Source organism: Streptomyces lavendofoliae (assembly GCF_014649735.1).
In the GTDB taxonomy this organism is placed as follows: domain Bacteria; phylum Actinomycetota; class Actinomycetes; order Streptomycetales; family Streptomycetaceae; genus Streptomyces; species Streptomyces lavendofoliae.
Genome location: NZ_BMTP01000016.1, coordinates 46,339 through 69,943, shown reverse-complemented (window position 1 = coordinate 69,943; position 23,605 = coordinate 46,339). Strand labels below are relative to the sequence as shown.

The 23,605-nt window shown below is 75.3% G+C and carries 20 protein-coding genes; 9 read left to right on the top strand and 11 right to left on the bottom strand.

Annotated features, from left to right (window positions below; genetic code table 11):
• Window positions 1–7: 7 nt before the first annotated feature.
• From IE109_RS26515 to IE109_RS26500, 4 genes are all read right to left on the bottom strand, one after another.
• Window positions 8–1,198, bottom strand: a complete 1,191-nt coding sequence (locus IE109_RS26515; RefSeq protein WP_189553870.1) for a thiolase family protein — start codon at window positions 1,196–1,198, stop codon at window positions 8–10.
• A 207-nt stretch (window positions 1,199–1,405) separates the two neighbouring features.
• A complete protein-coding gene (locus tag IE109_RS26510; RefSeq protein ID WP_189553869.1) occupies window positions 1,406–1,675 on the bottom strand; it encodes a hypothetical protein in 270 nt (89 codons plus the stop codon).
• A gap of 57 nt (window positions 1,676–1,732) precedes the next feature.
• Window positions 1,733–2,770, bottom strand: a complete 1,038-nt coding sequence (locus IE109_RS26505; protein WP_189553868.1) for a LacI family DNA-binding transcriptional regulator — start codon at window positions 2,768–2,770, stop codon at window positions 1,733–1,735.
• Between the two features lie 252 nt (window positions 2,771–3,022).
• Window positions 3,023–3,856, bottom strand: coding sequence for a TIGR02452 family protein (locus tag IE109_RS26500; protein WP_189553867.1), 834 nt, complete (start codon window positions 3,854–3,856; stop codon window positions 3,023–3,025).
• 122 nt (window positions 3,857–3,978) lie between these two features.
• Here IE109_RS26500 and egtA point away from each other — a divergent pair, with 122 nt between their 5' ends.
• From egtA to egtD, 4 genes are read left to right on the top strand one after another with little or no spacing between them, the layout of a single operon-like run.
• Window positions 3,979–5,292 carry an ergothioneine biosynthesis glutamate--cysteine ligase EgtA gene (gene egtA, locus IE109_RS26495; RefSeq protein ID WP_189553866.1) on the top strand — a complete coding sequence of 438 codons (1,314 nt, stop codon included), beginning with the start codon at window positions 3,979–3,981 and terminating at the stop codon, window positions 5,290–5,292.
• Window positions 5,289–6,611, top strand: a complete 1,323-nt coding sequence (gene egtB / locus IE109_RS26490; RefSeq protein WP_189553865.1) for an ergothioneine biosynthesis protein EgtB — start codon at window positions 5,289–5,291, stop codon at window positions 6,609–6,611. The genes egtA and egtB overlap by 4 nt, the downstream gene beginning before the upstream one ends.
• Entirely contained in the window at window positions 6,611–7,369 is a 759-nt protein-coding gene (egtC, locus tag IE109_RS26485) for an ergothioneine biosynthesis protein EgtC (protein ID WP_189553864.1), read from the top strand. The genes egtB and egtC overlap by 1 nt, the downstream gene beginning before the upstream one ends.
• Window positions 7,366–8,331 (top strand): L-histidine N(alpha)-methyltransferase, encoded by a 966-nt coding sequence (egtD, locus tag IE109_RS26480; protein WP_189553863.1) that lies wholly within the window; start codon window positions 7,366–7,368, stop codon window positions 8,329–8,331. The genes egtC and egtD overlap by 4 nt, the downstream gene beginning before the upstream one ends.
• On the opposite strand, the gene IE109_RS26475 is transcribed toward egtD, so the two are convergent.
• The 3 genes from IE109_RS26475 to IE109_RS26465 form a co-directional block, all read right to left on the bottom strand.
• Window positions 8,226–9,191: a lysophospholipid acyltransferase family protein gene (locus IE109_RS26475; protein ID WP_189553862.1), complete on the bottom strand. Its 966-nt coding sequence runs from the start codon at window positions 9,189–9,191 to the stop codon at window positions 8,226–8,228. The genes egtD and IE109_RS26475 overlap by 106 nt on opposite strands.
• A gap of 8 nt (window positions 9,192–9,199) precedes the next feature.
• A complete protein-coding gene (locus IE109_RS26470) occupies window positions 9,200–9,985 on the bottom strand; it encodes a GNAT family N-acetyltransferase (protein WP_189553861.1) in 786 nt (261 codons plus the stop codon).
• A gap of 427 nt (window positions 9,986–10,412) precedes the next feature.
• A complete protein-coding gene (locus IE109_RS26465) occupies window positions 10,413–11,693 on the bottom strand; it encodes an extracellular solute-binding protein (protein WP_189553947.1) in 1,281 nt (426 codons plus the stop codon).
• A 260-nt stretch (window positions 11,694–11,953) separates the two neighbouring features.
• Between IE109_RS26465 and IE109_RS26460 the strand changes: the two genes are divergently transcribed.
• Window positions 11,954–12,181: a dodecin gene (locus IE109_RS26460; protein WP_189553860.1), complete on the top strand. Its 228-nt coding sequence runs from the start codon at window positions 11,954–11,956 to the stop codon at window positions 12,179–12,181.
• An 18-nt stretch (window positions 12,182–12,199) separates the two neighbouring features.
• Here IE109_RS26460 and IE109_RS26455 read toward each other — a convergent pair whose 3' ends face one another.
• On the bottom strand, window positions 12,200–12,688 hold the full coding sequence (locus IE109_RS26455) for a phosphatase domain-containing protein (protein WP_189553859.1): 489 nt from the start codon (window positions 12,686–12,688) through the stop codon (window positions 12,200–12,202).
• Between the two features lie 104 nt (window positions 12,689–12,792).
• Here IE109_RS26455 and IE109_RS26450 point away from each other — a divergent pair, with 104 nt between their 5' ends.
• The 3 genes from IE109_RS26450 to IE109_RS26440 all read left to right on the top strand — a co-directional run bounded on the left by IE109_RS26450 (window position 12,793) and on the right by IE109_RS26440 (window position 16,746).
• Entirely contained in the window at window positions 12,793–13,803 is a 1,011-nt protein-coding gene (locus IE109_RS26450) for an MsnO8 family LLM class oxidoreductase (protein WP_189553858.1), read from the top strand.
• 10 nt (window positions 13,804–13,813) lie between these two features.
• The gene (locus IE109_RS26445; protein WP_189553857.1) at window positions 13,814–16,165 is read left to right on the top strand and encodes an ATP-binding cassette domain-containing protein; all 2,352 of its coding nucleotides are present in this window, start codon (window positions 13,814–13,816) and stop codon (window positions 16,163–16,165) included.
• 173 nt (window positions 16,166–16,338) lie between these two features.
• Window positions 16,339–16,746 (top strand): DUF3224 domain-containing protein, encoded by a 408-nt coding sequence (locus tag IE109_RS26440; RefSeq protein WP_189553856.1) that lies wholly within the window; start codon window positions 16,339–16,341, stop codon window positions 16,744–16,746.
• Between the two features lie 200 nt (window positions 16,747–16,946).
• Here the strand turns inward: IE109_RS26440 and IE109_RS26435 are convergent, their stop codons facing one another.
• From IE109_RS26435 to IE109_RS26425, 3 genes are all read right to left on the bottom strand, one after another.
• Window positions 16,947–19,907, bottom strand: a complete 2,961-nt coding sequence (locus IE109_RS26435; RefSeq protein WP_189553855.1) for a hypothetical protein — start codon at window positions 19,905–19,907, stop codon at window positions 16,947–16,949.
• Between the two features lie 2 nt (window positions 19,908–19,909).
• Window positions 19,910–21,757, bottom strand: a complete 1,848-nt coding sequence (locus tag IE109_RS26430; RefSeq protein ID WP_189553854.1) for an HSP90 family protein — start codon at window positions 21,755–21,757, stop codon at window positions 19,910–19,912.
• Window positions 21,758–22,005: 248 nt separating this feature from the next.
• Entirely contained in the window at window positions 22,006–22,992 is a 987-nt protein-coding gene (locus tag IE109_RS26425; RefSeq protein ID WP_189553853.1) for a hypothetical protein, read from the bottom strand.
• Window positions 22,993–23,181: 189 nt separating this feature from the next.
• On the opposite strand from IE109_RS26425, the gene IE109_RS26420 reads away from it, so the two are divergent.
• Complete coding sequence (locus IE109_RS26420; protein ID WP_189553852.1) at window positions 23,182–23,589, top strand: SMI1/KNR4 family protein; 408 nt, start codon at window positions 23,182–23,184, stop codon at window positions 23,587–23,589.
• Window positions 23,590–23,605 lie beyond the last annotated feature (16 nt).

The window sequence follows — 23,605 nt, the reverse complement described above, 5'->3', positions numbered from 1 at the left end:
GGCCGGGTCAGCGCTCCAGGACCAGCGCCAGGCCCTGGCCCACGCCGATGCAGAGCGCCGCGAGGCCGGTGCCCGAGCCGGCCGCGGCCAGCTGATGGGCGACGGAACCGGCGAGGCGGGCGCCCGAGGCGCCCAGCGGGTGGCCGAGGGCGATGGCGCCGCCGCGCGGGTTGACCACGGCGGGGTCCAGCTCGGGCCACTCGGCGAGGCAGCCCAGCGACTGGGCGGCGAACGCCTCGTTCAGTTCGAACGTGGTGAGGTCGGCGAAGGTGCGGCCCCCCTTGGCGAGGGCCCGCTGCACGGCCTCCACCGGCCCCAGTCCGAACAGCTGCGGCTCGATGCCGGTGACGGCCGAGGCGCGGACACGGGCGAGGGGCTCCCGCCCGCAGGCCCTGAGGCCCTCCTCGTCCACCAGCAGCAGCGCGGCGGCGCCGTCGTTGAGCGGTGAGGCGTTGCCCGCCGTCACGGTGCCGGTCCCATCGGTGCGGAAGGACGGCTTCAGCTTGGCCAGCGCCTCCATGGACGTGTTGTCGCGGACGCACTCGTCCCGGCCCAGGTCCACTCCCTCGTACGGGACGACCTCGCCGTCGTAGAGCCCCGCCTCCCAGGCGGAGGCGGCCTTCCGGTGGCTGGCCAGCGCGAAGGCGTCCTGCTGCTCGCGGGTGATCGCGTGCTTGTCGGCGATCAGCTCGGCACCCTCGCCGAGCGGGACGGTCCACTCGGCGGGCATCCTCGGGTTGGTCATGCGCCAGCCGAGCGTGGTCGAGTGGAGCTCCTGGTGGCCGGCCGGGAAGGCCCGCTCGGGCTTCTGCAGCACCCAGGGCGCCCGCGACATCGACTCCACTCCCCCCGCAAGGACGACCGAGGCGTCCCCGAGGGCGATGGCGCGCGCCGCCTGGATGACGGCTTCGAGCCCCGACCCGCACAGGCGGTTGACGGTGACTCCGGGGACGGAGACGGGCAGGCCGGCGAGCAGGACGGCCATGCGGGCGACGTCGCGGTTGTCCTCGCCGGCCCCGTTGGCGTCGCCGAAGTAGACGTCGTCGAGCCGGGCGGGGTCGAGCGCGGGCGTGCGGTCCATGAGCGCCTTGACGACGTGAGCGGCCAGGTCGTCCGGGCGTACGGAGGAGAGAGCCCCGCCGAACCTGCCGATCGGCGTGCGGACGGCGTCGACGATGTAGACGTCGCGGATGCTCATCGGGGGCTCTCCCACAGGTCACTCGACTGTTCGCCAGGTGAAGTAAACTTCAGTCCGGCCTCGCGCCCGAGTCTCCGCCCGTGGCCCGCCACCTGTCAACGGCCGCCTGTCCCACGGCCGCCCGCGCATGGCCGCCTGCCGAGGGCGCGCCTGTCGCCGTACGCGGGCGCCGGACCGCCCTGCCGGGGCACCGGTCGGCCCGGCCCCTCAGCGGATGCGCGCCGAGAGCCCGTAGTCCAGCTCCGCGCCGTCCACGAGCAGCGCCTCCACGGTGCGGGTCTCGGGGTCGATGTCGGCCACCATCCCCTCACCGGCGTAACGGGGGTAGCCCGAGACGCCCGTCTCGCCCGTGGCCTCGACGACCGCCGAGCGGATGGCGGCCGCGCGGACGGCGTCCTCCGCCAGGTGCGCCGGGTCGCGGCCCGCCACGTGCTCGGGCACCAGCAGGATCTCGAAGCGCTGCGGATGTGTGCTCATGCGGCCGACGCTAGAGACGTTCGGCCCGCCCCGCACGTCGTCCGGCCCCGCACGTCGTCAGGTGGACTCGCGGTGGATCGCCCGGGCGGCCATCAGGTCACGGTTCTCCGGCGTGCGGTCCGGGTCGGCGACCACGCGGTCGACCAGTTCGGCGAGGTGCTGACCGGCCTCCATGTCGATCCGCACGGTGCTCAGGCGGGGCCGCATCAGCCTGCCGAGCAGCAGGTCGCCGGCGCCCATGACGGCCGTGTCGCCCGGTACGGACGCCCCGGCGTCGAGCAGGGCGCGCAGCAGGAGCACGGCGTACTCGTCGTCGTACGCGAACACCGCGTCCAGCCCCAGGCCCGGCCACCGGGCGGCGAGCGCGCCCGCCGCCTCCTCCGTACGGGCCAGCGGCAGGGGCACGACGTCGGCGCCGGTGCCGGCCACCGCGTGGCGCACGCCCTCCAGGCGGGGGCCGGAGAACAGCTCCGGGCCGGGCTCCTCGGGCAACACCACGCCGATGCGCCGGTAGCCGCGTTCCACCAGGTGGACGCCCGCGCAGCGGCCCACCCGGCGCTGGTCCACCGGCAGGCTGTGAGCCCCCTCCACAGGCTGCGGCCCCAGGGTGATCACGGCCTGGGCGCCCGACCTCTTGAGCACGTCCACGCCCTGCGGGGTGAGCTCCACCGCGCCGAAGGACACGACGGCCACGGGGCGCAGTTCCGCCCACGCGCGCGCCGCCTCGTCGCCGTCGAGGCCCATGCTGGCGTACTGGACCACCGTGTAGTCGAGGCGGCGCAGCGCCCACTGGAGCTCGTTGAGGAAGTGGCCGTACAACGGGCCGACGGGGACGTGGGCGGTGGGCAGGAGCACGATCCGGGTCCGGCCCGCCCGCAGGCTGCGCGCGGCGGCGTGCGGTACGTAGCCCAGCTCCTCGGCGGCCTCCCGCACCCGGCGGCGGGTCGGCTCGCTGATCCGTACGGCCGAGGTGTTGTTGAGCACGTACGAGACGGTGGCCCGGGAGACACCGGCCAGCCGCGCCACGTCCGTGCTGGTCGGGACCGGGCGGGGGGCCGGGGACCCGGCGGCGGGCCGGGGAGGTGTCTGGGTCATCGCCCTCGGCATCTTTCCAGACCGGCCCCCACCGACGTCCGGCGGTTGCCGCGAAAGGGGTGCCGCACGGACCCGCACCGCCCGGCCGGCACGTGCCACCGGGCGCCGGCGGTGTCGGCATGCGCTGCCGCCGGCGCTCATGACCGGCGAGGCGGCCGGCGCAGCCGCGGTACACCGGCGCCGGCCGCGAAGGGGCGGACAGGCCGCCCGCCCGTGACGGCGGACCCGTCCGGGCGGCTCCGACCGCCCCGGTCACACCGCCGTGACGGCCGCGAACGCGTCGCGGAACGCGCCCAGCGTCGTGGCGCCGCGCGTCCGGTCCAGGACGGCGAAGACGACCTCGTCGAAGTGCCCGGCGAACCGGCCCCCGCCGGTGAGCCGCGCCCGGAAGGCACCCGCCACCTGCCGGGGGTCGTTGCGGAACACCCCGCACCCCCAGGCACCCAGGACGAGCCGCCGGTAGCCGCACGCCGCGGCGGTCTCCAGCACCCGTTCCGCCCGGGAGGCGAGCGCCTCCGGGACGCGTCCGGCGTCCTCGGGCGTACGGGCTGTGATCACCCCGGCGTTGGGCGCGGGAGACGTGAGAAATCCCACGGGGAAAGGGGAGTCGAGGAGCCCGCCGCGGTCGTCGCGGAAGACCGGCACGCCCGGCGAGTGGATGACGCGATCGGTGTAGAAGGGGCTGCGGTCGGCGCGGTGGTGGGCGTAGAACTCCGGGACGCGCAGCAGTGTCGCGTACAGCGCCGAGGCGCGGCACAGGGCCTCCTCCTGCGCCTGGGCTCCGTTGAGGTAGCCGCCGCCGGGGTTGCGGGCGGAGGCGAAGTTCAGGACGGCGACGGGGGACGTCGCGGCGTCGGTGAGCCGGCGCGCGGCCTCCAGGCTGGACTCGCCGGTGACCTGGAAGCGGGTGGTCCGGTCGGTGTCCGGGGCCACCGGGACGGGCTCGGGGCCGTACATCGCGGTCCCGGCCAGGGCGGCGGCGATCTCGGCGCCGATGGTGACCCGGCGGCCGTCGGGGGCGATGTACCGGCCCGCGCCGACGATCTCCTCGGTCCGCTTCGCGATCTCGCGCAGACGTGCACTCATACCCGGCATCGTCGATAATCATTCAAGCTCCGGGCAACCGGTTTTCCGCCCCGGGGGGCGCTCTTGTGGGATCACCGACCGGTGGCTTAGGTGGGACGGAACCCCTTCGACAGGAGGAACCCATGCCACTGGGCGACATGCCGGACAGCGGCGGTCCGCTCGCCGAGGACGAGGCGGAGGATCTGCTGCGATGCATCTGTTTCAAGACCGGCCCGCCGCGCACGGTCGGGGTCGAACTCGAATGGTTCGTCCATGACCTGGGCTCGCCGCGACTCCGCGTCACCCCCGACCGGCTCCGTACCGCCTTCGGCGTACTGCGGACCCTGCCGCTGAGGTCGGCGCTCACCTTCGAACCCGGCGGGCAGCTGGAGCTCAGCTCGCCGCCCGCCGGGTCCCTGATGGAATGCGTCACCACCGTCTCGGCCGACCTGACGGCCGTACGGACCGCGCTGGCCGCCCACGGACTCACCCTCACCGGCGCCGGCACCGATCCCTGGCACCCCCCGCGCGACCGGCTGCTGCGCCAGCCGCGGTACGACGCGATGGAAACCTACCTGGACCGTACCGGTCCGGCCGGGCGCGCCATGATGCGCGACTCGGCCTCCGTGCAGGTCTGCCTCGACGCCGGTCACGAGGAGCCCGGGCCGCTGGGCTTCGAGCGGCGCTGGCGCCTGGCCCACCTGCTGGGCCCGGTCCTGGTCGCCGCGTTCGCCAACTCCCCCGTTCTGCACGGCAGGCCGTCCGGTCTGCGTTCGGCCCGGCAAGGCCTGTGGGCCGACCTCGACCCGGTGCGCGCCACGGCGCCGGACACCCGGCGGGAGCCGCGTGCCGCGTGGGCGGCGCACGTGCTGGACGCCCCGGTGATGTGCGTGCGGGGCGGGGACGGCGACGGCACGGGCGACGGCCCCTGGGCGGTGCCCGAGGCGCTGACGTTACGGGAGTGGCTGCGGTCCGGGTGGCCGAGGCCCGCCACCCGCGGGGACCTCGACTACCACCTCACCACCCTGTTCCCGCCCGTGCGGCCGCGCGGCCACCTCGAACTCCGCATGATCGACGCCCAGCCGGGCGAGGACGGCTGGATCGTCCCGCTCGCGGTGACCGCCGCCCTGTTCGACGACCCGGTGGCGGCCGAGGCCGCGTACCGCGTGGTGGAGCCCCTGGCGGGCGTGGCACCGGCCGCTGCCCCGCCGCCGCGTGACGCGCTGTGGCGCGGTGCCGCGCGCGACGGCCTGACCGCACCCGCGCTGCGCGAGGCGGCCGTCGCCTGCTTCGCGCTCGCCCTGCGGGCCCTGCCCCGCAGGGGCGCCTCCACCGCCGTCGTGGACGCCGTCGCCGCGTTCCACGAGCGCCATGTCCTGCGGGGCCGATGTCCCGCCGACGACCAGTCGAGCCCCGTGACCACGGCCGGGGCCCCCGGGAAGGACGCCCGCACATGACCGACCCCGAGAAGCTCAGGCGGCGGGCGCTGGACGCGCTCACCACCGCCCGGGCCCGTACCGCCCTGCTCACCGACTGCGTGGACGACGGCGAGCTGACCGCCCAGCACTCGCCGCTGATGTCCCCGCTGGTGTGGGACCTGGCGCACATCTCCAACCAGGAGGAGCAGTGGCTCTGGCGCGCCGTGGCGGGGCACGAGGCGCTGCGGCCCGAGATCGACTCCGTGTACGACGCCTTCGAGCACCCCAGGGCCACCCGCCCGACGCTGCCGCTGCTGGCGCCCGCCGAGGCGCGTGCGTACGCCTCGGACGTACGCGGCCGGGTCCTGGACGTCCTGGAGCGCACCCCGCTGGAGGGCGGCCGTCCGCTGGTCGACGCGGCGTTCGCGTTCGGCATGGTGGCCCAGCACGAGCAGCAGCACGACGAGACCATGCTGATCACCCATCAGTTGCGGCGCGGTCCCGCCGCGCTGCACGCGCCCGGGCCGCCGCCCGGCCCCGGCACGGCGGACCTGCCCGCCGAAGTGCTGGTTCCGGGCGGCCCGTTCACCATGGGCACCTCGGCCGAGCCGTGGGCGCTGGACAACGAACGTCCGGCGCACACGCGCGTGGTGCCCGCCTTCTTCATCGACACGGTGCCCGTCACCAACGGCGCCTACCTGGCGTTCATCGCGGACGGCGGGTACGACGACGAGCGGTGGTGGGCGCCGGAGGGCTGGGCGCAGATCCGCGCCCACGGCATTGGGGCGCCGTTGTTCTGGCGCCGTGAGGGCGGGCAGTGGCTGCGGCGCCGGTTCGGCGTCGTGGAGCCGGTGCCGGAGGACGAGCCGGTGCTGCACGTCAGCTGGTACGAGGCGGACGCGTACGCCCGCTGGGCGGGGCGGCGGCTGCCCACCGAGGAGGAGTGGGAGAAGGCCGCCCGGCACGATCCGGCCTCGGGCCGCTCCCTGCGCTACCCGTGGGGCGACGACGACCCGACGCCGGAGCACGCCAACCTGGGCCAGCGGCACCTGCGGCCCGCGCCGGCCGGCAGCTACCCGGCCGGGCGGTCGCCGCTCGGGGTACGGCAGCTGATCGGCGACGTGTGGGAGTGGACGTCCAGCGACTTCCTGCCGTATCCCGGGTTCGCCGCCTTCCCGTACCGGGAGTACTCGGAGGTGTTCTTCGGGCCGGGCCACAAGGTGCTGCGCGGCGGCTCGTTCGCCGTGGACGCGGTGGCGTGCCGGGGCACGTTCCGCAACTGGGACCTGCCGGTGCGGCGCCAGATCTTCTCCGGGTTCCGCACGGCGCGGTCCGCCGGAGAAGGGGCGGCCGTCTGATGTGTCGTCATATCGCCTACCTGGGGCCCGGAGTTCCGCTGCGTGACGTGTTGGTGGAGCCGGCGCACGCCCTGTACCGCCAGTCGTGGGAGCCGCGCCGGCAGCGCCACGGGACGGTGAACGCCGACGGATTCGGTGTCGGCTGGTACGCGGAGGGCGATCCCGTCCCGGCCCGTTACCGGCGCGCCGGGCCGATCTGGGCCGACCTGTCGTTCGCCGACCTGGCGCGGGTGGTGCGCACCGGGGCACTCCTGGCCGCCGTGCGGGACGCCACGCTGTCCGGGGCGGACGCGGAGGCCGCCGCCGCGCCGTACGCCGCCGGGCCGTGGCTGTTCAGCCACAACGGCGCGGTACGGGGGTGGCCCGGCTCGCTCGGGCGGCTCGCCGTGCGGCTGCCGGCCGACGAGTTGCTGTCACTGGAGGCCCGCAACGACTCCGCCCTGGTGTGGGCGCTGGTCCTGCGCCGGCTGCGGGACGGCGACGAGGCCGGCCAGGCGCTGGCCGACACCGTGCTGGACGTCGCCGCCGCGGCCCCCGGCTCGCGGCTGAACCTGCTGCTCACCGACGGCGAGACCGTCTGCGCCACCGCTTGGGGCGACACCCTGTGGTATCTGGCCGACCCCGGCCGGCAGCGCACGGTCGTCGCCTCCGAGCCGTACGACGACGATCCGGCCTGGCGGGAGGTCCCCGACCGCACCGTGCTCGCCGCGACCCGTACCGATGTCCTTCTGACCCCGCTCAAGGAGCCGTCCGCGTGAGCCCGTTCCTGCTGACCCGCACCCTGCCCGAGGACGCCACGGGCGCCGATCTGAGGGCCGACGTCCTGCACGGCCTGACCCGTACCCCGAAGGACCTGCCGCCCAAGTGGTTCTACGACGCCCGGGGCAGCGAACTGTTCGAGGAGATCACCCGGCTGCCCGAGTACTACCCGACCCGGGCGGAACGGGAGATCCTGATCGCCCGGGCGGCCCGGATCGCGGAGGTCACCCGGGCCCGCACCCTGGTGGAGCTCGGGTCGGGCTCGTCGGAGAAGACCCGCCACCTGATCGAGGCGCTGCTGCCCGGGCTGGAGAGCTACGTGCCCGTCGACGTGAGCGAGAGCGCGCTGCGGGGCGCGGCCGAGACGCTGACCGCCGAGCACCCCCGCCTCCAGGTGCACGCGCTGATCGCCGACTTCACCCGCGGCCTGGCCCTGCCGGGCACGCCGGGTCCCCGGCTGGTCGCCTTCCTGGGCGGCACCATCGGCAACCTGCTGCCGGAGCAGCGGACGCTCTTCCTGCGGTCGGTGCGTTCGCTGCTGGCGCCCGGCGACGCGCTGCTGCTGGGCACCGACCTGGTGAAGGACGAGCGGACGCTGGTCGCGGCGTACGACGACGCGGCGGGCGTGACGGCCGCGTTCAACAAGAACGTGCTGGCCGTGCTGGCGCGCGAGCTGGGCGCGGACGCCGATCCGGACGACTTCGACCACGTCGCGGTGTGGGACCGGGAGAAGGAGTGGATCGAGATGCGGCTGCGGGCGCGCGAGAACCTGACCGTGAAGATCCGCGAACTGGATCTGGCGGTCACCTTCGAGGCCGGCGAGGAGATGCGGACGGAGGTGTCGGCGAAGTTCCGTCAGGAGGGGGTGCGCCGCGAGCTGGCGGCGGCCGGCCTGGAGCTGGCCCACTGGTGGACGGACGTGGAGGGGCGGTTCGCGCTGTCGCTGTCGACGGCCGTGTGACCGGCCGTGCCGTTGCCGGCGGTCCTGTCGTGGTCGGCGGCCGTGTGGACGGACCCGTGGGCGACCGGGTCGTCGGCGTCGGCCGGGTGAACGGCGCGCTGGGCCGCCGCGGCGAGTGAGCGGCGGTCGGTGTGGCGGCCGGCGGGGAGCGAGGACAGGATCCGCACCTCGGCGGTCAGCCCGCCGGCCGCCGCCACGCGCCACAGCGAGGCGGCGAGCGGGTCGTCGCCGACGAAGGCCGCCGGGCCGGCCGGGTGGTAGGTGAGGCGTACGGGGTGGACGGCGGCGCCCGCGTCCAGCGCGGCCTGGAACGCGGCGGGCCGGAACCGGCCGTGGGCGCGCCCGCACCAGGTGGAGCCCTCGGGGAAGACGACCACGCGTGATCCGCCGCGCAGGGCATCCGCCAGAGCCCGGACCGCGCCGGGCAGGGCGCGCAGCCGGTCGCGTTCGAGGAAGAGTGTGCCGCCTCGGGCGGCGACCGGGCCGAGCACCGGCCAGCGCCGCACCTCGCTCTTGGCGAGCATCCGGCCGGGCAGGACGGCGGCGACGAGCGGCACGTCGAGCCAGGAGACGTGGTTGGCGACCACGAGTCCGCGGGCTCCCCCGGGGCGGCCCACCACCCGCAGGCGCACGCCGAACGCGCGGAGCACCGCCCGGCACCAGAGCCGGGTGGCCCGGTCACGGGCGGCGCGGCCGAGCGGCGCGATGAGGGGGGCGAGGAGCAGCCCGGCGAGGACGGTGCCCAGGCCGGCCGCCAGGCGCGCGACGGCCCGGCCCCGTGGGACCGTCGCCGGCCCTGGCGTACGGGCGCAGTGGCGGGGCGTGCAGGGCGCGGTGGGCAGCCACGGCGATCCGGGCACGGGTCCGCTCACCGGGCGGGCGCCAGGGAGAGGAAGTGGCGCAGGTAGCGGGGGTCGGTGCGGCGCAGCGACAGCAGGACGTACAGGTCGGCGACGCCGAAGTCCACGTCGTGGGCGGGCGCCCCGCAGACCCAGGCGCCGAGGCGCAGGTAGCCGCGCAGCAGCGGCGGCAGCTCGGTACGGCCGGCGGGCCGGGTGACGCCGTCGCCGGACCACAGGCGGTGCGGGGTGACCCAGTACTCCTCGGGGGCCAGGTGCTTGGCCTTGACGGTGTCCCAGGTGGCGGCGGCGAGGGCACCGCCGTCGGCGAGCGGGAGGGAGCAGCAGCCGGCCAGCCAGGTGTGGCCGGTCGCGGTCATGTAGCGGGCGATGCCGGCCCAGATGAGGGAGATGACGGCGCCGTTGCGGTGCGCGGGGTGCACACAGGAGCGGCCGACCTCGACGAGGTCGTCGCGGAGCGGGTCGAGCCGGGTGAGGTCGAACTCCCCCTCCGAGTAGAGCCGGCCGGCGACGCGGGCGCGGTCGGGAGGGAGCAGGCGGTAGGTGCCGACGACCTCGCCGGTGGCCTCCTCCCGTACCAGGAGGTGGTCGCAGTAGGCGTCGAACGCGTCGCCGTCCAGGCCGGGTTCCGGCCCGTCGAGGTGGGCCCCGAGCTCCCCGGCGAAGACCTGGTGCCGGAGCCGCTGGGCGGCCCGTACCTCCTCCTGCTCGCGGGCCAGGGCGACGACGTACCGGGGCTGCGGCGCGGCTGGGCCGGCCGGGGTGTGGGCGAGCGCGGCGGGGGAAGCGGGCATGGTGGACTCCAATGCCGGAGGGAAGGGCCCGGACCGTGGCTGCGCCGGCCCGGCCCCTTACTTCTTCCGTGGCCGGCTGGACTCGACATGACCGCGCGGCGGAGCCGGGATGTGCGACGGCTGAATGCCCGGGTGCGCCGTCCGGACGCGGCCGGGTGCCCCGCCGCGGCTCCCCCGGCCCGGGGGACGCGCCGGGGCACCCGGCCCCGCCCGATGGGCGGCACACCGAACCGCCGCTCCCGGGCCGACCGCGCGTACCGCGCCCCGCATCCGGCCGGCCCCCGCGCCGGCGGCCGGACCGGGCCGTACCGGGCCGTGCCGGGCCGTGCCGTGCCGTGCCGTGCCGTGCCGTGCCGTGCCGTGCCGGGCCGTGCCGTGCCGGGCCGTGCCGGGCCGCCGTCCGCCGGCGCGAGGGCGGGGGTGGGTGTCAGGGGCGGCCCCGCAGGATGGCGGTGATCCGGGCCGAGGCCGCCTTCGCCGCGCGTTCCGGGGACCCGCCCTCCAGGACCGCCGTCATGTACGGCTTGATGGGGTTGGCCTCCTCGACGGCCGCCCACTCCGGGGAGTTGGGGGTCGCCCGGCCGCGTGCGGCGCCGACCGCCATCGCCGCGGTGGCTTCCTGGCCCTCGACGGCGGAGGCCAGCGTGGCCTTGTTGGGGACGTAGTTCATGGTGCGGGCGAGGTCGGTCTGCCACTTCTCGCCGGCCAGCGCCGCCACGACGTCCATGGCGGCGTCCCGGTCGTCGGACCTGCGCGGAATGATCAGGTCGGAACCGCCCGTGAAGACCGGGCACGGTTTGCCGGCCGTCCGGCCGGGGATCGGGAAGAACCCGAGCTTGTCCTTGAGCGCGGGGTTCCGCTCCTGGATGGCGGCCGCCGCGCTCGGCGGCGCGATGATCTGGGCCACGTCGCCGCGGGCGAAGACCTGGGCCTGCGGCGGGTTCTCCTCGTCGGCGTTCCTGGGGCCCTCGCCGAGCGCCTGGAGTTCCTTGTAGACGGCCATGCCGCGCAGCGCGGCGGGGGTGTCCAGGGCGCCCGTCCAGACGCCGTCCTTCCGCACCGCCAGCTCGCCGCCCTCGTCCCAGACGAAGCCGGCGAGCGTGTACCAGTCCTGCCCGGCGAGGTAGATGCCCTGGATGCCGCCGGGAGTCTCGTCGAGCTTCCCGGTGTCCTCCAGCCACTGTTCGCGGGTCGCCGGCGGGGACTCGATCCCGGCGCGGTCGAACAGGTCCTTGTTGTAGATGACCACCCGGTTCGCGGCGTACCAGGGGATGCCGTACTGCGAGCCGTCGACCTTGCCGGGCTCGGCGAGGCCGGGCAGCCAGTCCTCGTAGCCGAGGTCCCGCACCGATTCGAGCGTCAGGTCGTGCAGCAGGTCCGTCTCCGCGTACTGGGCGACCTGGGTGTTGCCGACCTCGATGACGTCCGGGGCGTCCTCGCTCTCCAGCGCCGCGGTGACCTTCTTGCCGATGCCCGTCCACTCCTGGAAGGCGACCTCGATCGCGACGCCGGGGTGGTCTTCCTCGTACGCGGTGGTGAACCTCTCCAGGAAGGCGTCGGAGACGCTGCCCTTCATCAGCCACACCGACACCGTGCGGGTGCCTTCCGCGCCGTCACCGCCGGGCAGGACGCCGCAGCCGGTCAGGCCGGGCGCGGCCACGGCCACGGAAACGAGCGCGCACGCCCAGCCGGGCAAGCGCTTCTTCACGTACGTCACGGGGGTCACCTTTTGCGTGTGCAGGAACAGTGGACCCGACGTGGGGGGAGGCGAAGCGGGTTCGCCGCGGGCGTGATGGCTGGATTTTGGTATGGACCAAGTGGCGGGTCAAGGGGTGGCACCGCCACGGCCCGCCATCACCCCCGCGACCACACCCCCGCCCCCGCATGCCGCGCGGACCCCGGCGTCCTGGTGCACGGTGGAAGGACGCACCACCGGGCGATGACGACCGGGCGAACGAGGAGACCCCCATGTCGCACCACACCTACCGCGTCACCGAGATCGTCGGCACCTCGCACGAGGGCGTGGACGACGCGATGCGCAACGGCATCGCGCGCGCCTCCGAAACGCTGCGCAACCTCGACTGGTTCGAGGTGACGCAGGTCAGAGGGCACATCGAGGACGGGCGGATCGCCCACTACCAGGTCGGCATGAAGGTCGGCTTCCGTCTGGACGAGTCCGCCGGGGACGCCGGCTGACCGGGACCCGGCGCCGGCTCAGGTGCGGCCCTCCCGCTCCTGCGCCTCCAGCAGCGCGTCGGAACTCTCCGCCCAGCGGGCCCGTACCACCCGGTACCCCGCGCGCTCGGCGGCGTCGCAGACCAGTTCGTCGTCGTCGACGAGCATGCGGACCTCGCGGCCGGCGGAGAGCCGGCGCAGGACCTCCAGTTTGGTGACCCGGGCCGGCCGGCGGTCCTGGTCGCCGCGCATGTGGAGCGGGCCGTCCGGCAGGCCCTGCGCGGCCAGCCAGGCGACCGTGTCCCGGCGGCACCGCTCGGGGCGGCCGGTGAGGTACACCACGTCGCACTCCCCGGCCGCCTCCATGCACATCTCCACACCGCGCGCCAGCGGCGGGTCCTGCGGGGCGGCGGCGAAGAAGGCGGCCCAGTCGCGCGGGCGGCGTTCCAGGAACGGCTGCCGGTGGCGGGCGTCGGACAGGGTGTTGTCCAGGTCGAAGACGGCCAGTGGCCTGCTGTTTCGGGTCACGGTGCCCAGCGTAGGGAATCCCGGCCGGCCTCGGCCGGGAATCCCGGCCGGCCTCGGCCGGGAATCCCCGCCGGCCGCGGGCGTTGAACCAGGACGTGAGCTCGATGATCGCTGCGACGCGTCTGTCGGTACTGGACCGGTCCCGCACCCGGGAGGGGGAGGACGACGGGGCGGCCCTGCGCGCCACCGTGTCCCTCGCCCGCGAGCTGGAGGGGCTCGGCTACCACCGCTTCTGGGTGTCGGAGCACCACGGCGTGCCGGGCGTCGCCGGTGCGGCGCCGACCGTCCTGGCGGCCGCCGTGGCCGCCGCGACGAGCACGATCCGGGTGGGCACGGGCGGGGTGATGCTGCCCAACCACCAGCCCTTGGTGGTGGCCGAGCAGTTCGGGGTGCTGGAGTCGCTGTTCCCTGGGCGGATCGACATGGGGCTGGGCCGGTCGGTCGGCTTCACGGACGGGGTGCGGCGGGCGCTGGGCCGCGGCAAGGGGGACGCGGACGACTTCGCGGGGCAGCTGGACGAGCTGCTCGGCTGGTTCACCGGCACGCAGCGCGTGCACCCGCGGGTGCACGCGCGCCCCGCCGAGGGGCTGCGGGTGCCGCCGTTCGTCCTGGCCACCGGGGAGGGCGCGGCGATCGCCGCGGCGGCGGGGCTGCCGCTGGTGATCGGCGACCTGAGGGACCGGCCGAAGGTGGTGGCGGCGATCGAGCGGTACCGGGCGGACTTCCGGCCCTCCGTGTGGTCGCCGGAACCGTACGTCGTGGTGGCGGGCACGGTCGCGGTCGCCGCCACCGAGGAGGAGGCGGCGCGGATGCTGATGCCGGAGGCGTGGGCGCTGGCCTACTCCCGGACGCGGGGCGAGTTCCCGCCGCTGGTGCCGCCGGAACGGATCGACGGGTCGGCGATGACGGCCAGGCAGCGGGAGTTCTACGCGGCGGGGCTGCGCGGGCACATCCACGGCACCGAGGAGCAGGTGCGGGACGCGCTGGAGGAGGCGGTGGCGCTGACCGCGGCGGACGAGCTGCTGGTGACGACGAGCACGTACGATCGCGCGGCACTGCTGGACTCCTTCGCCAGGCTCGCCCGTGTCGCGGGTTTGACCAGTGCGGACGCCTAGACTGGCGGTCATGCCGGGCTCTCGCGACCTCGATCCGTACGTCCGCGTCCGGGGCGCCCGGGAGCACAATCTGCGCGCGGTGGACGTGGACGTCCCTCGGGACGCGCTCGTCGTGTTCACCGGAGTCTCCGGCTCCGGCAAGTCGTCCCTCGCCTTCGGGACCATCTACGCGGAGGCGCAGCGCCGCTACTTCGAGTCCGTCGCCCCGTACGCGCGGCGGCTGATCCACCAGGTGGGGGCGCCGAAGGTGGGGGAGGTCACGGGGCTGCCGCCGGCGGTGTCGCTGGAGCAGCGCCGTTCCTCACCGGGGTCGCGGTCCTCCGTCGGTACGGTCACCACGCTGTCGAACTCGCTGCGGATGCTGTTCTCGCGGGCGGGCGACCACCCCGAGGGCGCCGGGCGGCTGGACTCGGACGCCTTCTCGCCGAACACGGCCGCCGGGGCGTGCCCCGAGTGCCACGGCCTGGGCCGGGTGCACAGCACCGGCGAGGAGCTGCTGGTGCCCGACCCGGGCCTGTCGATCCGGGAGGGGGCGATCGCGGCCTGGCCGGGCGCCTGGCAGGGCAAGAACCTGCGCGACGTCCTGGAGGCCCTGGGGTACGACGTCGACCGGCCGTGGCGGGAGCTGGCGCGCGAGGACCGGGACTGGATCCTGTTCACGGACGAGCGGCCGGTGGTGACCGTGCACCCGGTGCGGGAGGCCGGCCGCATCCAGCGCCCCTACCAGGGCACGTACACGAGTGCGCGGCGGTACGTCCTGCGGACGTTCGCCGACTCGAAGAGCCCGGCGCTGCGGGCGCGGGCGGAACGGTTCCTGACGAGCGCCCCCTGCCCGGCGTGCGGCGGGAGCCGCCTGCGTCCGGAGGCGCTGGCGGTCACCTTCGCGGGGCGGACCATCGCGGAGCTGGCCGCGCTGCCGCTCACCGAGCTGGCGGAGGTCCTGGAGCGGGCCCGGGCCGGGGGCGGGGAGACCGCGCGGGTGCTCACCGCCGACCTGGCGGGCCGGATCGGCACCGTCACGGAGCTGGGCCTCGGATACCTGAGCCTGGACCGGCCCGCGCCGAGCCTCTCCCCCGGCGAGCTCCAGCGCTTGCGGCTGGCCACCCAGTTGCGGTCGGGCCTGTTCGGGGTGGTGTACGTGCTGGACGAGCCGTCCGCGGGGCTGCACCCGGCCGACACGGAGGCGCTGCTGGTGGTGCTGGACCGGCTGAAGGCGGCCGGCAACTCGGTGTTCGTGGTCGAGCACCACCTGGGCGTGGTGCGGCGCGCCGACTGGCTGGTGGACGTCGGGCCCGGGGCGGGCGAGCGCGGCGGCAGGGTGCTGCACAGCGGCCCGCCGGAGGGGTTGCGCGCGGCCGGGGAGTCGGTGACGCGCCGGTTCCTGTTCGACCGGGGCCCGGCGCCGGCACGGAGGGTGCGGGAGCCGTCGGGGTGGCTGGAGGTCGGCCCCGTGACGCGGCACAACCTGCGGGGCCTGGAGGCGGAGCTGCCGCTGGGCGCCCTGACGGCGGTGACGGGGGTGTCGGGTTCGGGCAAGTCGACGCTCGTGGGCGAGCTGTCCGGCGAACGTCCGGGCGTGGGCCGCCTGGTGTCGGTGGACCAGCGCCCGATCGGCCGGACACCGCGCTCGAACCTGGCGACGTACACGGGGTTGTTCGACGTGGTGCGCAGGTTGTTCACGGCGACGGAGGAGGCACGGGCGCGCGGCTACCGGGCGGGGCGCTTCTCGTTCAACGTGGCGGGCGGGCGGTGCGAGACGTGCCAGGGCGAGGGGTTCGTCTCGGTGGAGCTGCTGTTCCTGCCCAGTACGTACGCGCCGTGCCCGGACTGCGGCGGCGCGCGCTACAACCCCCGGACGCTCGAGGTGCGGTTGCGGGGGCGGAACATCGCCGAGGTGCTGGACCTGACGGTGGAGGCCGCCGCGGAGTTCTTCGCGGACACCCCCGCCGCCGTGCGCAGTCTCGGTGCCCTGCTGGACGTGGGTCTGGGGTACCTGCGGCTGGGGCAGCCGGCGACGGAGCTGTCCGGCGGCGAGGCGCAGCGCATCAAGCTGGCCGCCGAACTGCAGCGGGTGCGCCGCGGTCACACGCTGTACGTGCTGGACGAGCCGACGACGGGCCTGCACCCGGCCGATGTCGAGGTGCTGATGCGGCAGTTGCACGGGCTGGTGGACGCCGGGCACTCGGTGGTGGTCGTCGAGCACGACATGGACGTGGTGGCCGGCGCGGATTGGGTGATCGACCTGGGTCCGGGGGGCGGTGACGAGGGGGGCCGCGTCGTCGCCGCCGGGACGCCGGCCGAGGTCGCGGGGGCGCCGGGCAGCCGCACGGCGCCGTACCTGGCGGCGGCCCTGCGCGGCTAGGGCCTGTCTTTCGGACCTCGCCGGGCTCGCGTGACCGGGCACACCCCGTAGCGGTCCCCGGCCGGCCCCGGGCGAGCTGGTGGTGCCTCCTGTGGTCCGTCCGTGCCGGGCCGGAGGACCGGGCGATCCCTCTCCCGGCGGCGTTTGTCGGACCGGCTCGGTACGGTCGGCGCATGAGAGCTGTGGGAACGTTCACCGTGAAAGCCTTCGCCCCTGCCGAGTTGAAGCCCGAGCCCGCCGTGTCCACCGGGCTTCCGGTGGGTGTGGCGACGATGGAGAAGCACTTCGAGGGAGAGGTCGCCGGTCGCTCGGCGACCCTGTTCACCGCCGCGTTCGATCAGTCGAGCGGCGTCGGCACCTATGTGGCCATGGAGTCGTTCGAGGGTGCGCTGCACGACCGGGAGGGCTCCTTCAACTTCGTGCACTCGGCGACGACCTCCGGCGGCGACCGCACCGCGGAGTTCTTCACCATCGTGCCGTCGAGCGGTACCGGTGGGCTCGCCGGGATCTCCGGAGCCGGCGGGCTGGCCGTCGACGCGGACGGCACGCACCGCGTCTGGTTCGACTACCGGCTCGCCTGACGCCGGCGGCCCCCGCCACGGGACGACCCCTGGTGAGGGCCCTCCATGACCGCGGCGACCCCGCGTCGGCGGATCGGCCCCGGCACCCGTACGCCGGGCGCCGGGGAGGCCGACGCGCGGGCTCCTGCCACGTCCAGGCGGACCCGGGCCGTGACCACCCGTCCAGGCGGGCCCGGCGCCCTCGCGCCGGGCCCGCCGCGTCATGCCTCGTCGCGCAGCTTGGCCACCAGGGCGGTGAGCGGCTCGGCCTCCTCCGTGTGGCCGAGGGCGGCCAGGCGGGAGACCGCCGCGTCGAGACGGGCCAGGGCGGGGGCGGGGCGCTCCAGGTAGATGCCCTCCACCGCGGCCGCGAGCCGGACGCACTCGGCCCACTCGCCCGCGTGGTCCTCCTCCGGTCCCGGCTCGCCGAGCAGGGCGATGGCCCTCTCCAGGGCGGCGAGGGAGTCCTCGTACGCACCGGCGTAGGCGTTCACCCGCCCGTACTCGTACGCCAGGGCCGTGTCCAGGGAACGGCCCCGGGCCTCGAACCCGGCCGCGCGGGCCTCGTCGGCGACCTTGCCGGCGTCGGCGAGGAAGACGAGGGCGTCCGGCAGGCCGTCGGGGCCCTGCTGCTGCGAGCGGAGGCGGGCCAGTTCCCGCAGGCAGTTGCTGAGCTGCTCGTACCGCGGGCTCCGGGCGTGGGCCGCGAGCGCCTGGTCGGCGGCCTCGCGGGCCCGGCCGAAGTCCCCCGACTCGCCGAGGAGCACGGCCGTCTCGCCGGCGATCATGGCGTGGCTGCCGGGGTCGTCGTCCCAGCCGGCCGACTCGGCCGCGAGGGCGACGAACTCCGCCGTGGCGGCCTTGAGGTCCTCCCCCGCGTGCAGCGCGCGGGCGCGGGTCAGGCGGAGCTGGGCCACGAGCCGGTCGTCCAGCTCCCCGGCGGTGACGTCCGGCTCGGCCAGGAGGGAGTCGAGCAGGGCGATGCAGTCCTCGACCCGGCCCAGGTCCAGGCTGAGCTGGGCCGCGCTGCTGTAGGCGCAGAACGCGTCGGTCCGGTTGCCGCGGCGGAGTTCCAGCTCGGCGGAGCGCGTCAGGTGCCGCAGCGCCTCGTCCGGACGGCCGAGGCGCATGCAGGCCTCGGCCAGGTCGCCGTGGAGGCGGACGGTGTCGACCGCGTCGGCCGGCAAGTCGGCGGCCAGGCGCAGGCCCTCGGTCAGGTCGGTGTACGCGGCCCCCGCGTCCCGCAGGCCCAGCCGGAGCCGGCCGCGCAGCCCGAGGGTACGGGGCAGGTGCCAGGCGGGGCCCTGCGCCTTCAGCCGGTCGAGGAGGGCGTCGACCTCGGTGAGCGCGGCGGGCAGGTCCCCGGACACGGCGTGGGTGCTGGCCCGCAGGAGCAGGGCGCCGGAGATCTGCCCGGTGATGTCGTGCCGGGTGGCGAAGGCGAGGAGCCGGTCCACCTCCGCGAGGGCCGGCGCGACGTGCTCCTCGCTCCCCGACGTCTGAAGGCGCAGGCCGAGCGCGGTCGCCCGCACGCGCAGCAGGCGGGCCTCCTGGTACGGGGCGAGGCCGGGCGTCTCCTCGTGCAGGCGGACCATGGCCTGGTGGGCGGCGGTCAACCCGGCCGCCTTCACCTCGGGATCCTCGGTGCCCTCCGCGTCGGTCCCGGCGCCGGCGAGCAGGGCGCAGGCGCGGGCGACCGCCGCGTCACCCGGCTCCCCGGCGTCCTCGTAGAGGCCCGCGGCCTCCTCGTGGAGGGCCGCGGCGGCGGCGTACTCCTCGTCGCCCGTCCGGCCCGCCTCGTCGGCCAGCAGGTCGGCGCGCAGCCGTACGAGCGGGCCGACGGCCGGGTCGTCGGGATGGACGTAGTCGCGGGCGCCGGCGAGGGTGCGCAGCCGCGACCAGCAGGCCTGGGCGTCCGGGTGTCCCTGGGCGTCCAGTGCCCTTGCCCGCAGGATGAGTTCGGGCAGCGTCTCGGGCGCGGCGGCGGCATCGGCGGCCGGAGCGGCGGCAGAGGTGGCGGCGGGCGGGGTGACGGGCGCGGCAGCCGGGGCCACGTCGTCCAGGCCGCGGGTGCGCAGGGTGAGTTCCAGCGCGTCCAGGAGCGGGACGCGGTCGAGGCGGGTCCTGCGGCGGTCGGTGTGGGCCGTGGTGCCGTTGCGGGCGTCGAAGCGGGCGGCGAGGTCGTCGGCGCGGCCCCTGACCTCGGCGCACAGGTCGCTCACCGTCCAGGTGCGGCCCGCGAACCCGGCGGCGGGCAGGTCGCCGTGGCCGAGGTGCTCGATCCGCCGGAGGAGCACCTCGACGCCGGTGAGGAGGTCCAGCAGGGCCAGCGGCGAGTCGACCTCGTCGAACAGGCTCCGGTTCTCCGCGAGCAGCTCCAGACCGCGCGCCTCGTTGCCGGTCAGCGCGCAGAACTCCAGGTGCCGGCCGACCTCCCCGGCCATCGAGGGGTTGCGGCGGCAGGCGCGGTAGCCGGCCAGGTGCAGTTCGCGGGCGCGGTCGGCGTGACCGGTGCGCAGCAGGGGCAGCAGCGCGTACGAGACGGAGCGCGCCGGCTCCTCCTGGCAGGACTCCGTGCCGTTCAGGACGGGGGCCCAGGCGTGCAGCGCCCGTTCGTCGTCACCGGCCGCGAGGTGGTGGAGGGCGCGCTCGCAGATCTCGCAGGCCTCGCAGTCGCTGAGCCGGGTGCGGCTGCGGGCCGCCCACAGTTCGTAGGCGAGGGTGGTGTCCTCGCCGGTGTGGGCGGCGAGCTGGTATGCCTGCCCGTAGTAGGGCTGGAGTCCCAGGCCGGCCTTCTCGTACCGGTCGCGCATCTCCGTCAGCCACTGGCGCAGGCTCGTCAGCGGCACCTCGGGCAGTGCGCGCAGGGCGTTGGCGACCCACTTGAACCGCCAGAAGAGCATGTGGCGCAGGCGCTCGTCGAAGACGTCGGGTCGCTCGTCGAAGAGGGTGAGCAGCCGGGCGAAGACGACGGGCGACTTCCGGGGTTCGGAGCCGTAGGTGTACGCCTCCTGGAGTTCGAGCAGCGCGTGGATGAGGGGGACGGGCTCGTCGAACCGCTCGGCGGCGTCGACGAGTTCCTCGGCGGTGACCGTGCGGGTGCGGCCGTAGGGGCGCCGGTCGTTCTCCTGGAGCGCCCGGTACAGCTCGTCCGTGTTCTGGGGATGGGGTGCGGTGGGCATCGTCAGCTGTCCTTGCGGAGGGCGTGGGCGAGGAGGTCGAGGAAGGAGCGGTTGATGAGGCTCGACTCGGCGGGCCTGAGCGGGCGCCGGGACAGCAGCGCGGCCTGCCCGTAGAGGGCTTCGGCGCTGGTGCGGGCCAGTTCGGGCTCGTCGATGGCGAGGGCGGCGCGGACCAGCGGGTTGAGCTGGTTGAGGATCAGCTGGGCACGCGGTGCCTCCTGGCGCAGCGCGCCGAGGATGTCGCCCCACAGGCCGCCTTCCTGCTCGCGGGCGAGCTGGGAGCGGGTGCGTTCGTGCCGGGCCTCGCGGCTGTCGACCAGGAGGGCGGGGGCGGAGGCGGGCTGGAAGGCGCGCAGTGCGACGTCGCAGTCGAAGACGGCGAGGGCGTCCCGGGCCCGGGCGAGGTAGGCGGAGGCGGCCAATTCCGTCTCCCGGTCGACGGGGTCGAGGTGGGCGGTGAGGGTCGCGGGGTCGAGGTCGGCGACGCTGTTCCCGGGCCTGACCTCGGGGAGCCGGTGGACCAGTTCGCGGTCGTAGGTGTAGCCGCCGTTGACGACGCCGAGTCCGGCGGCCGAGGCGATCGCCGCGACCTGCCGGAACTCCTCCACGCTGGAGGTGACGAGCACGGTGCGGTGGGTGCGGGCGAACTCGTCGAGGGTGGTGTGTCCGTCGGTGGTCTCGAAGGGCAGCCAGGGCAGGAGCATCCGCAGGATCTCGTCGTCGTGCACGGCGAGGGACTTCACGGCCAGGTGGTGGGCCTGGAGGAAGCGGGCGAGCAGGTCCGGGTCGCTGGCGGCGGCCCGGGCGATCCAGGCGCGCAGCCGCTCGGCGAGGGCGTCCCGGACGGCGGCGAGGGTGTCGTCCTCGTACAGGGACTCGCGGGACGCCGTGGGGCGCAGGCTCTCGGCGTCGATGACGCAGCGGACGAAGAACGCCCACTCGGGCAGGATCTCCTCGGCCTGTTCGGACAGCAGCATGCCTTTGACGTGCACGCGGTGACCGTGGCGGCGCCCGGCCGGTACGGCCTCGGGGAGCACGCACGCGATGCCCTTCAGGCCCACGGCCGGCAGGTCCAGTTCGATGGTGTCCAGCGGTGTGAAGCCGAAGACCTCCTCACCGTACGCGGCCAGCGCCCGGGACCGGGTGCCCGGCGTGGGGTACGCGCGCGCCCAGGGCGCCGGCTCGGGGTTGACGGGTGCGCCGGGGCCGCCGGTGCCGTCGTCGAACGTCACCGGATGGCGGAGGAGGGAGCCGAAGTGGCGGGCCAGCGCGTGCACCTGGGCGGGGCGGGTCCACTCGCCCGCGTCGCCGCGCGGCGTCAGCGTGACCGTGGTGCCGGGCCGGGGGCGGGCGGAGGCGGGCAGGGTGCGGACGGTGTAGCTGCCGTCGCCGCGTCCGCGCCACTCGACGGCGGGTGCGCCGGGGGCGCGGGCGGAGCGGCTCACGACGTGGATCTCGTCGGCGACCAGGAAGCAGGAGAGCAGCCCGATGCCGAACTGGCCGATGAAGTCGCCGCGTTCCTCCGCGATCCGCTCGGCGCGCTTGCTGCTGCGGCCGATGGTGGCGAGGAAGCGGTGCACGTCGGCCTCGGTGAGACCGACGCCGTCGTCCTCGACGCGTACGACCGAACCGTCGGCGTACAGGCGGACACCGAAGGCGTCGGCGGGCGCGGCCGGTTCGAGGGCGTACCGGGCGGTGAGCGCGTCCACCGCGTTCTGCAGGAGTTCGCGCAGGTAGACGCGGGGGCTGGAGTAGAGGTGGTGGGAGAGGAGATCGACGAGGCCGCGCAGATCCACCTGGAAGGTGCGGTCGGCGGCGGACGGGTTCGCGGCGGTTTCGGGCAGGGTCATCGGGCGTTCCGGGGTGGACGGGTCACAGGGTGACGGGCGGGTCTGCGGATCTGCGGTCTGCGGGTCCGGGCGGACGGCGGTGCCGGCCGGCCGGAGTACGGCGGTCGACGGGGTTCGTCGAGCCGGTCCGCGTACGGCGGACGACGAGGCCCGGCGGGCGGCCGGGCATGCCGGTGGGTCTCCGGTGCGCCGGGGGCGTCCGGTGCGCGGGTGTCCGGGGCGGGCGGCCTGCGGGTCGGGCGGTGGGTTCAGGCGCGGCGGTGGGCGCGCGCGAACTGCTTCTCCGGCTCGGCGCAGTAGGTCCAGGGCCAGGTGGTGAAGGCGCCGTCCAGCGCCTGGAAGACGCGACGGACCGTGTGGCGCTCACCGGCCAGCGACAGGGCCATGGCGAACGTGTTGAAGTCGACCTGCCAGCCCGGGCGCCGGACGTAGGCGGGGTGCAGGATGCTGTGGTCGGCCGCGTCCCGCAGCTCGGCCTGGATCGCGGGGCTGACGAGGCAGTCGCCGTGGCCGGCCTCCACCCACTCCTCGATGTGCGCCATGGCGATCACGCAGCCGAGGCGGTGCCCCTGCGGGCTGCGGGCGAGCGCGTCGCGGGCGAACGCCAGGGCCTGGCCGGGCTCGCCGCCCCAGCGGGGCTGCAACTGCGCCACCCACCCCAGGTGGGTCTCCACGTCCAGCGGGTCGCGGCGGAGGGCGGCGTCGCGCCGGGTCTCGTTGACGGCCGTGCCCAGCGACATGCCGCGGCCGGAGGTGAGGAGGCAGCGCCAGGGCGTGATCCACTCGGGCCGCTCCTCGGCGGCTTCGAGCAACTGCTCCTCGGCGATGCGCAGCCGCTCGTGGAAGACGCGCCACTGCTCCTGCGTGACGTCCACGGCCCGGGCGGCGGTGCGGGCCTCCCAGCCCCAGTCGATGTGGCGCGCGCCGGATATCAGGAGGGCGGTCGCCCGGTGCTCCTTGTCCTCCTCCACGGCCCGGCCGATCCAGTCCTCCACCCCGTCCAGCCCGGCGAGTTCACCGAGGACCTGATGGTCGCTGCCGAGGTCGAAGGGCACCAGCGCCGCCTTGACCGCTTCCCAGTCGCCCGCGTCGGCCGCCTCCACCAGTGCGAGGACCCGTGTGTCCCCGAGGGCGCGCAGCGTGTACGTCCCGTTCCTCCCCCTGCGCGGCGCGGGAAGGGCGTACGGATCCGCCGGCGCTCCCTCCGTACCCCTGCCGAACAGCTTGCCGAACATGCCACGCCCTCCCCTGGTCCCGCGTCTGCGTCCGGTGCAGCATAAGCGGCACCACCGACACCGCTTCCACAGGGTTTCCACCGGTGCCTCACCCGCTCGCCCCTTCGCCCGACCGTTGTCAGTGGCTGGTGACAGGCTGACCGGGACTCGCGCGTGCGGGTCGGGTGTGGCGGCGGCGTGAGGAGAGAAATGGAAGACGTCATCGAGCGGATCCGGGCGGGCCACTATCCCGACTGGGACCTGTTGGACCGTCCCGACGAGGAGTCCCTCGCGCGGCTGGAGGAGGATCACGGCATCGTACTGCCCGCCGGGCTCAAGGAGTTCCTGCTCCGGGTCAGCGATGTCGTCCGCGACGGCCCGGCGCCGGTGACGGTCATGGACGAGTTCGCGGAAACGCACCTGCCCGGTCTGGCGGAGCTGGCCTGGGACCAGGGTGTCCCGCGTGACCTGGTCGTGCTGTGCCAGGACGAGAGCGACTTCTGGCTCGTCGCCCCGGACAGCACGGTCGTCCACTGGTCGTGCGACACGAAGGGCCTCACCGGCGACCGCTGGGAGTCGGTGTGGCACTGGGCCCGGGACGTCTGGCTCAGGGGCTGAGCCTCCGGGCGTCCAC

Coding starts and splice junctions, on each gene's coding strand:
- IE109_RS26510 (WP_189553869.1), bottom strand. CDS start 1,675: ATGAGCACACATCCGCAGCGCTTCGAGATCCTGCTGGTGCCCGAGCAC.
- IE109_RS26500 (WP_189553867.1), bottom strand. CDS start 3,856: ATGAGTGCACGTCTGCGCGAGATCGCGAAGCGGACCGAGGAGATCGTC.
- IE109_RS26420 (WP_189553852.1), top strand. CDS start 23,182: ATGGAAGACGTCATCGAGCGGATCCGGGCGGGCCACTATCCCGACTGG.
- egtA (WP_189553866.1), top strand. CDS start 3,979: ATGCCACTGGGCGACATGCCGGACAGCGGCGGTCCGCTCGCCGAGGAC.
- IE109_RS26460 (WP_189553860.1), top strand. CDS start 11,954: ATGTCGCACCACACCTACCGCGTCACCGAGATCGTCGGCACCTCGCAC.
- IE109_RS26445 (WP_189553857.1), top strand. CDS start 13,814: ATGCCGGGCTCTCGCGACCTCGATCCGTACGTCCGCGTCCGGGGCGCC.
- IE109_RS26425 (WP_189553853.1), bottom strand. CDS start 22,992: ATGTTCGGCAAGCTGTTCGGCAGGGGTACGGAGGGAGCGCCGGCGGAT.
- IE109_RS26450 (WP_189553858.1), top strand. CDS start 12,793: ATGATCGCTGCGACGCGTCTGTCGGTACTGGACCGGTCCCGCACCCGG.
- IE109_RS26435 (WP_189553855.1), bottom strand. CDS start 19,907: ATGCCCACCGCACCCCATCCCCAGAACACGGACGAGCTGTACCGGGCG.
- IE109_RS26505 (WP_189553868.1), bottom strand. CDS start 2,770: ATGACCCAGACACCTCCCCGGCCCGCCGCCGGGTCCCCGGCCCCCCGC.
- IE109_RS26430 (WP_189553854.1), bottom strand. CDS start 21,757: ATGACCCTGCCCGAAACCGCCGCGAACCCGTCCGCCGCCGACCGCACC.
- IE109_RS26470 (WP_189553861.1), bottom strand. CDS start 9,985: ATGCCCGCTTCCCCCGCCGCGCTCGCCCACACCCCGGCCGGCCCAGCC.
- egtB (WP_189553865.1), top strand. CDS start 5,289: ATGACCGACCCCGAGAAGCTCAGGCGGCGGGCGCTGGACGCGCTCACC.
- egtC (WP_189553864.1), top strand. CDS start 6,611: ATGTGTCGTCATATCGCCTACCTGGGGCCCGGAGTTCCGCTGCGTGAC.
- IE109_RS26515 (WP_189553870.1), bottom strand. CDS start 1,198: ATGAGCATCCGCGACGTCTACATCGTCGACGCCGTCCGCACGCCGATC.
- IE109_RS26440 (WP_189553856.1), top strand. CDS start 16,339: ATGAGAGCTGTGGGAACGTTCACCGTGAAAGCCTTCGCCCCTGCCGAG.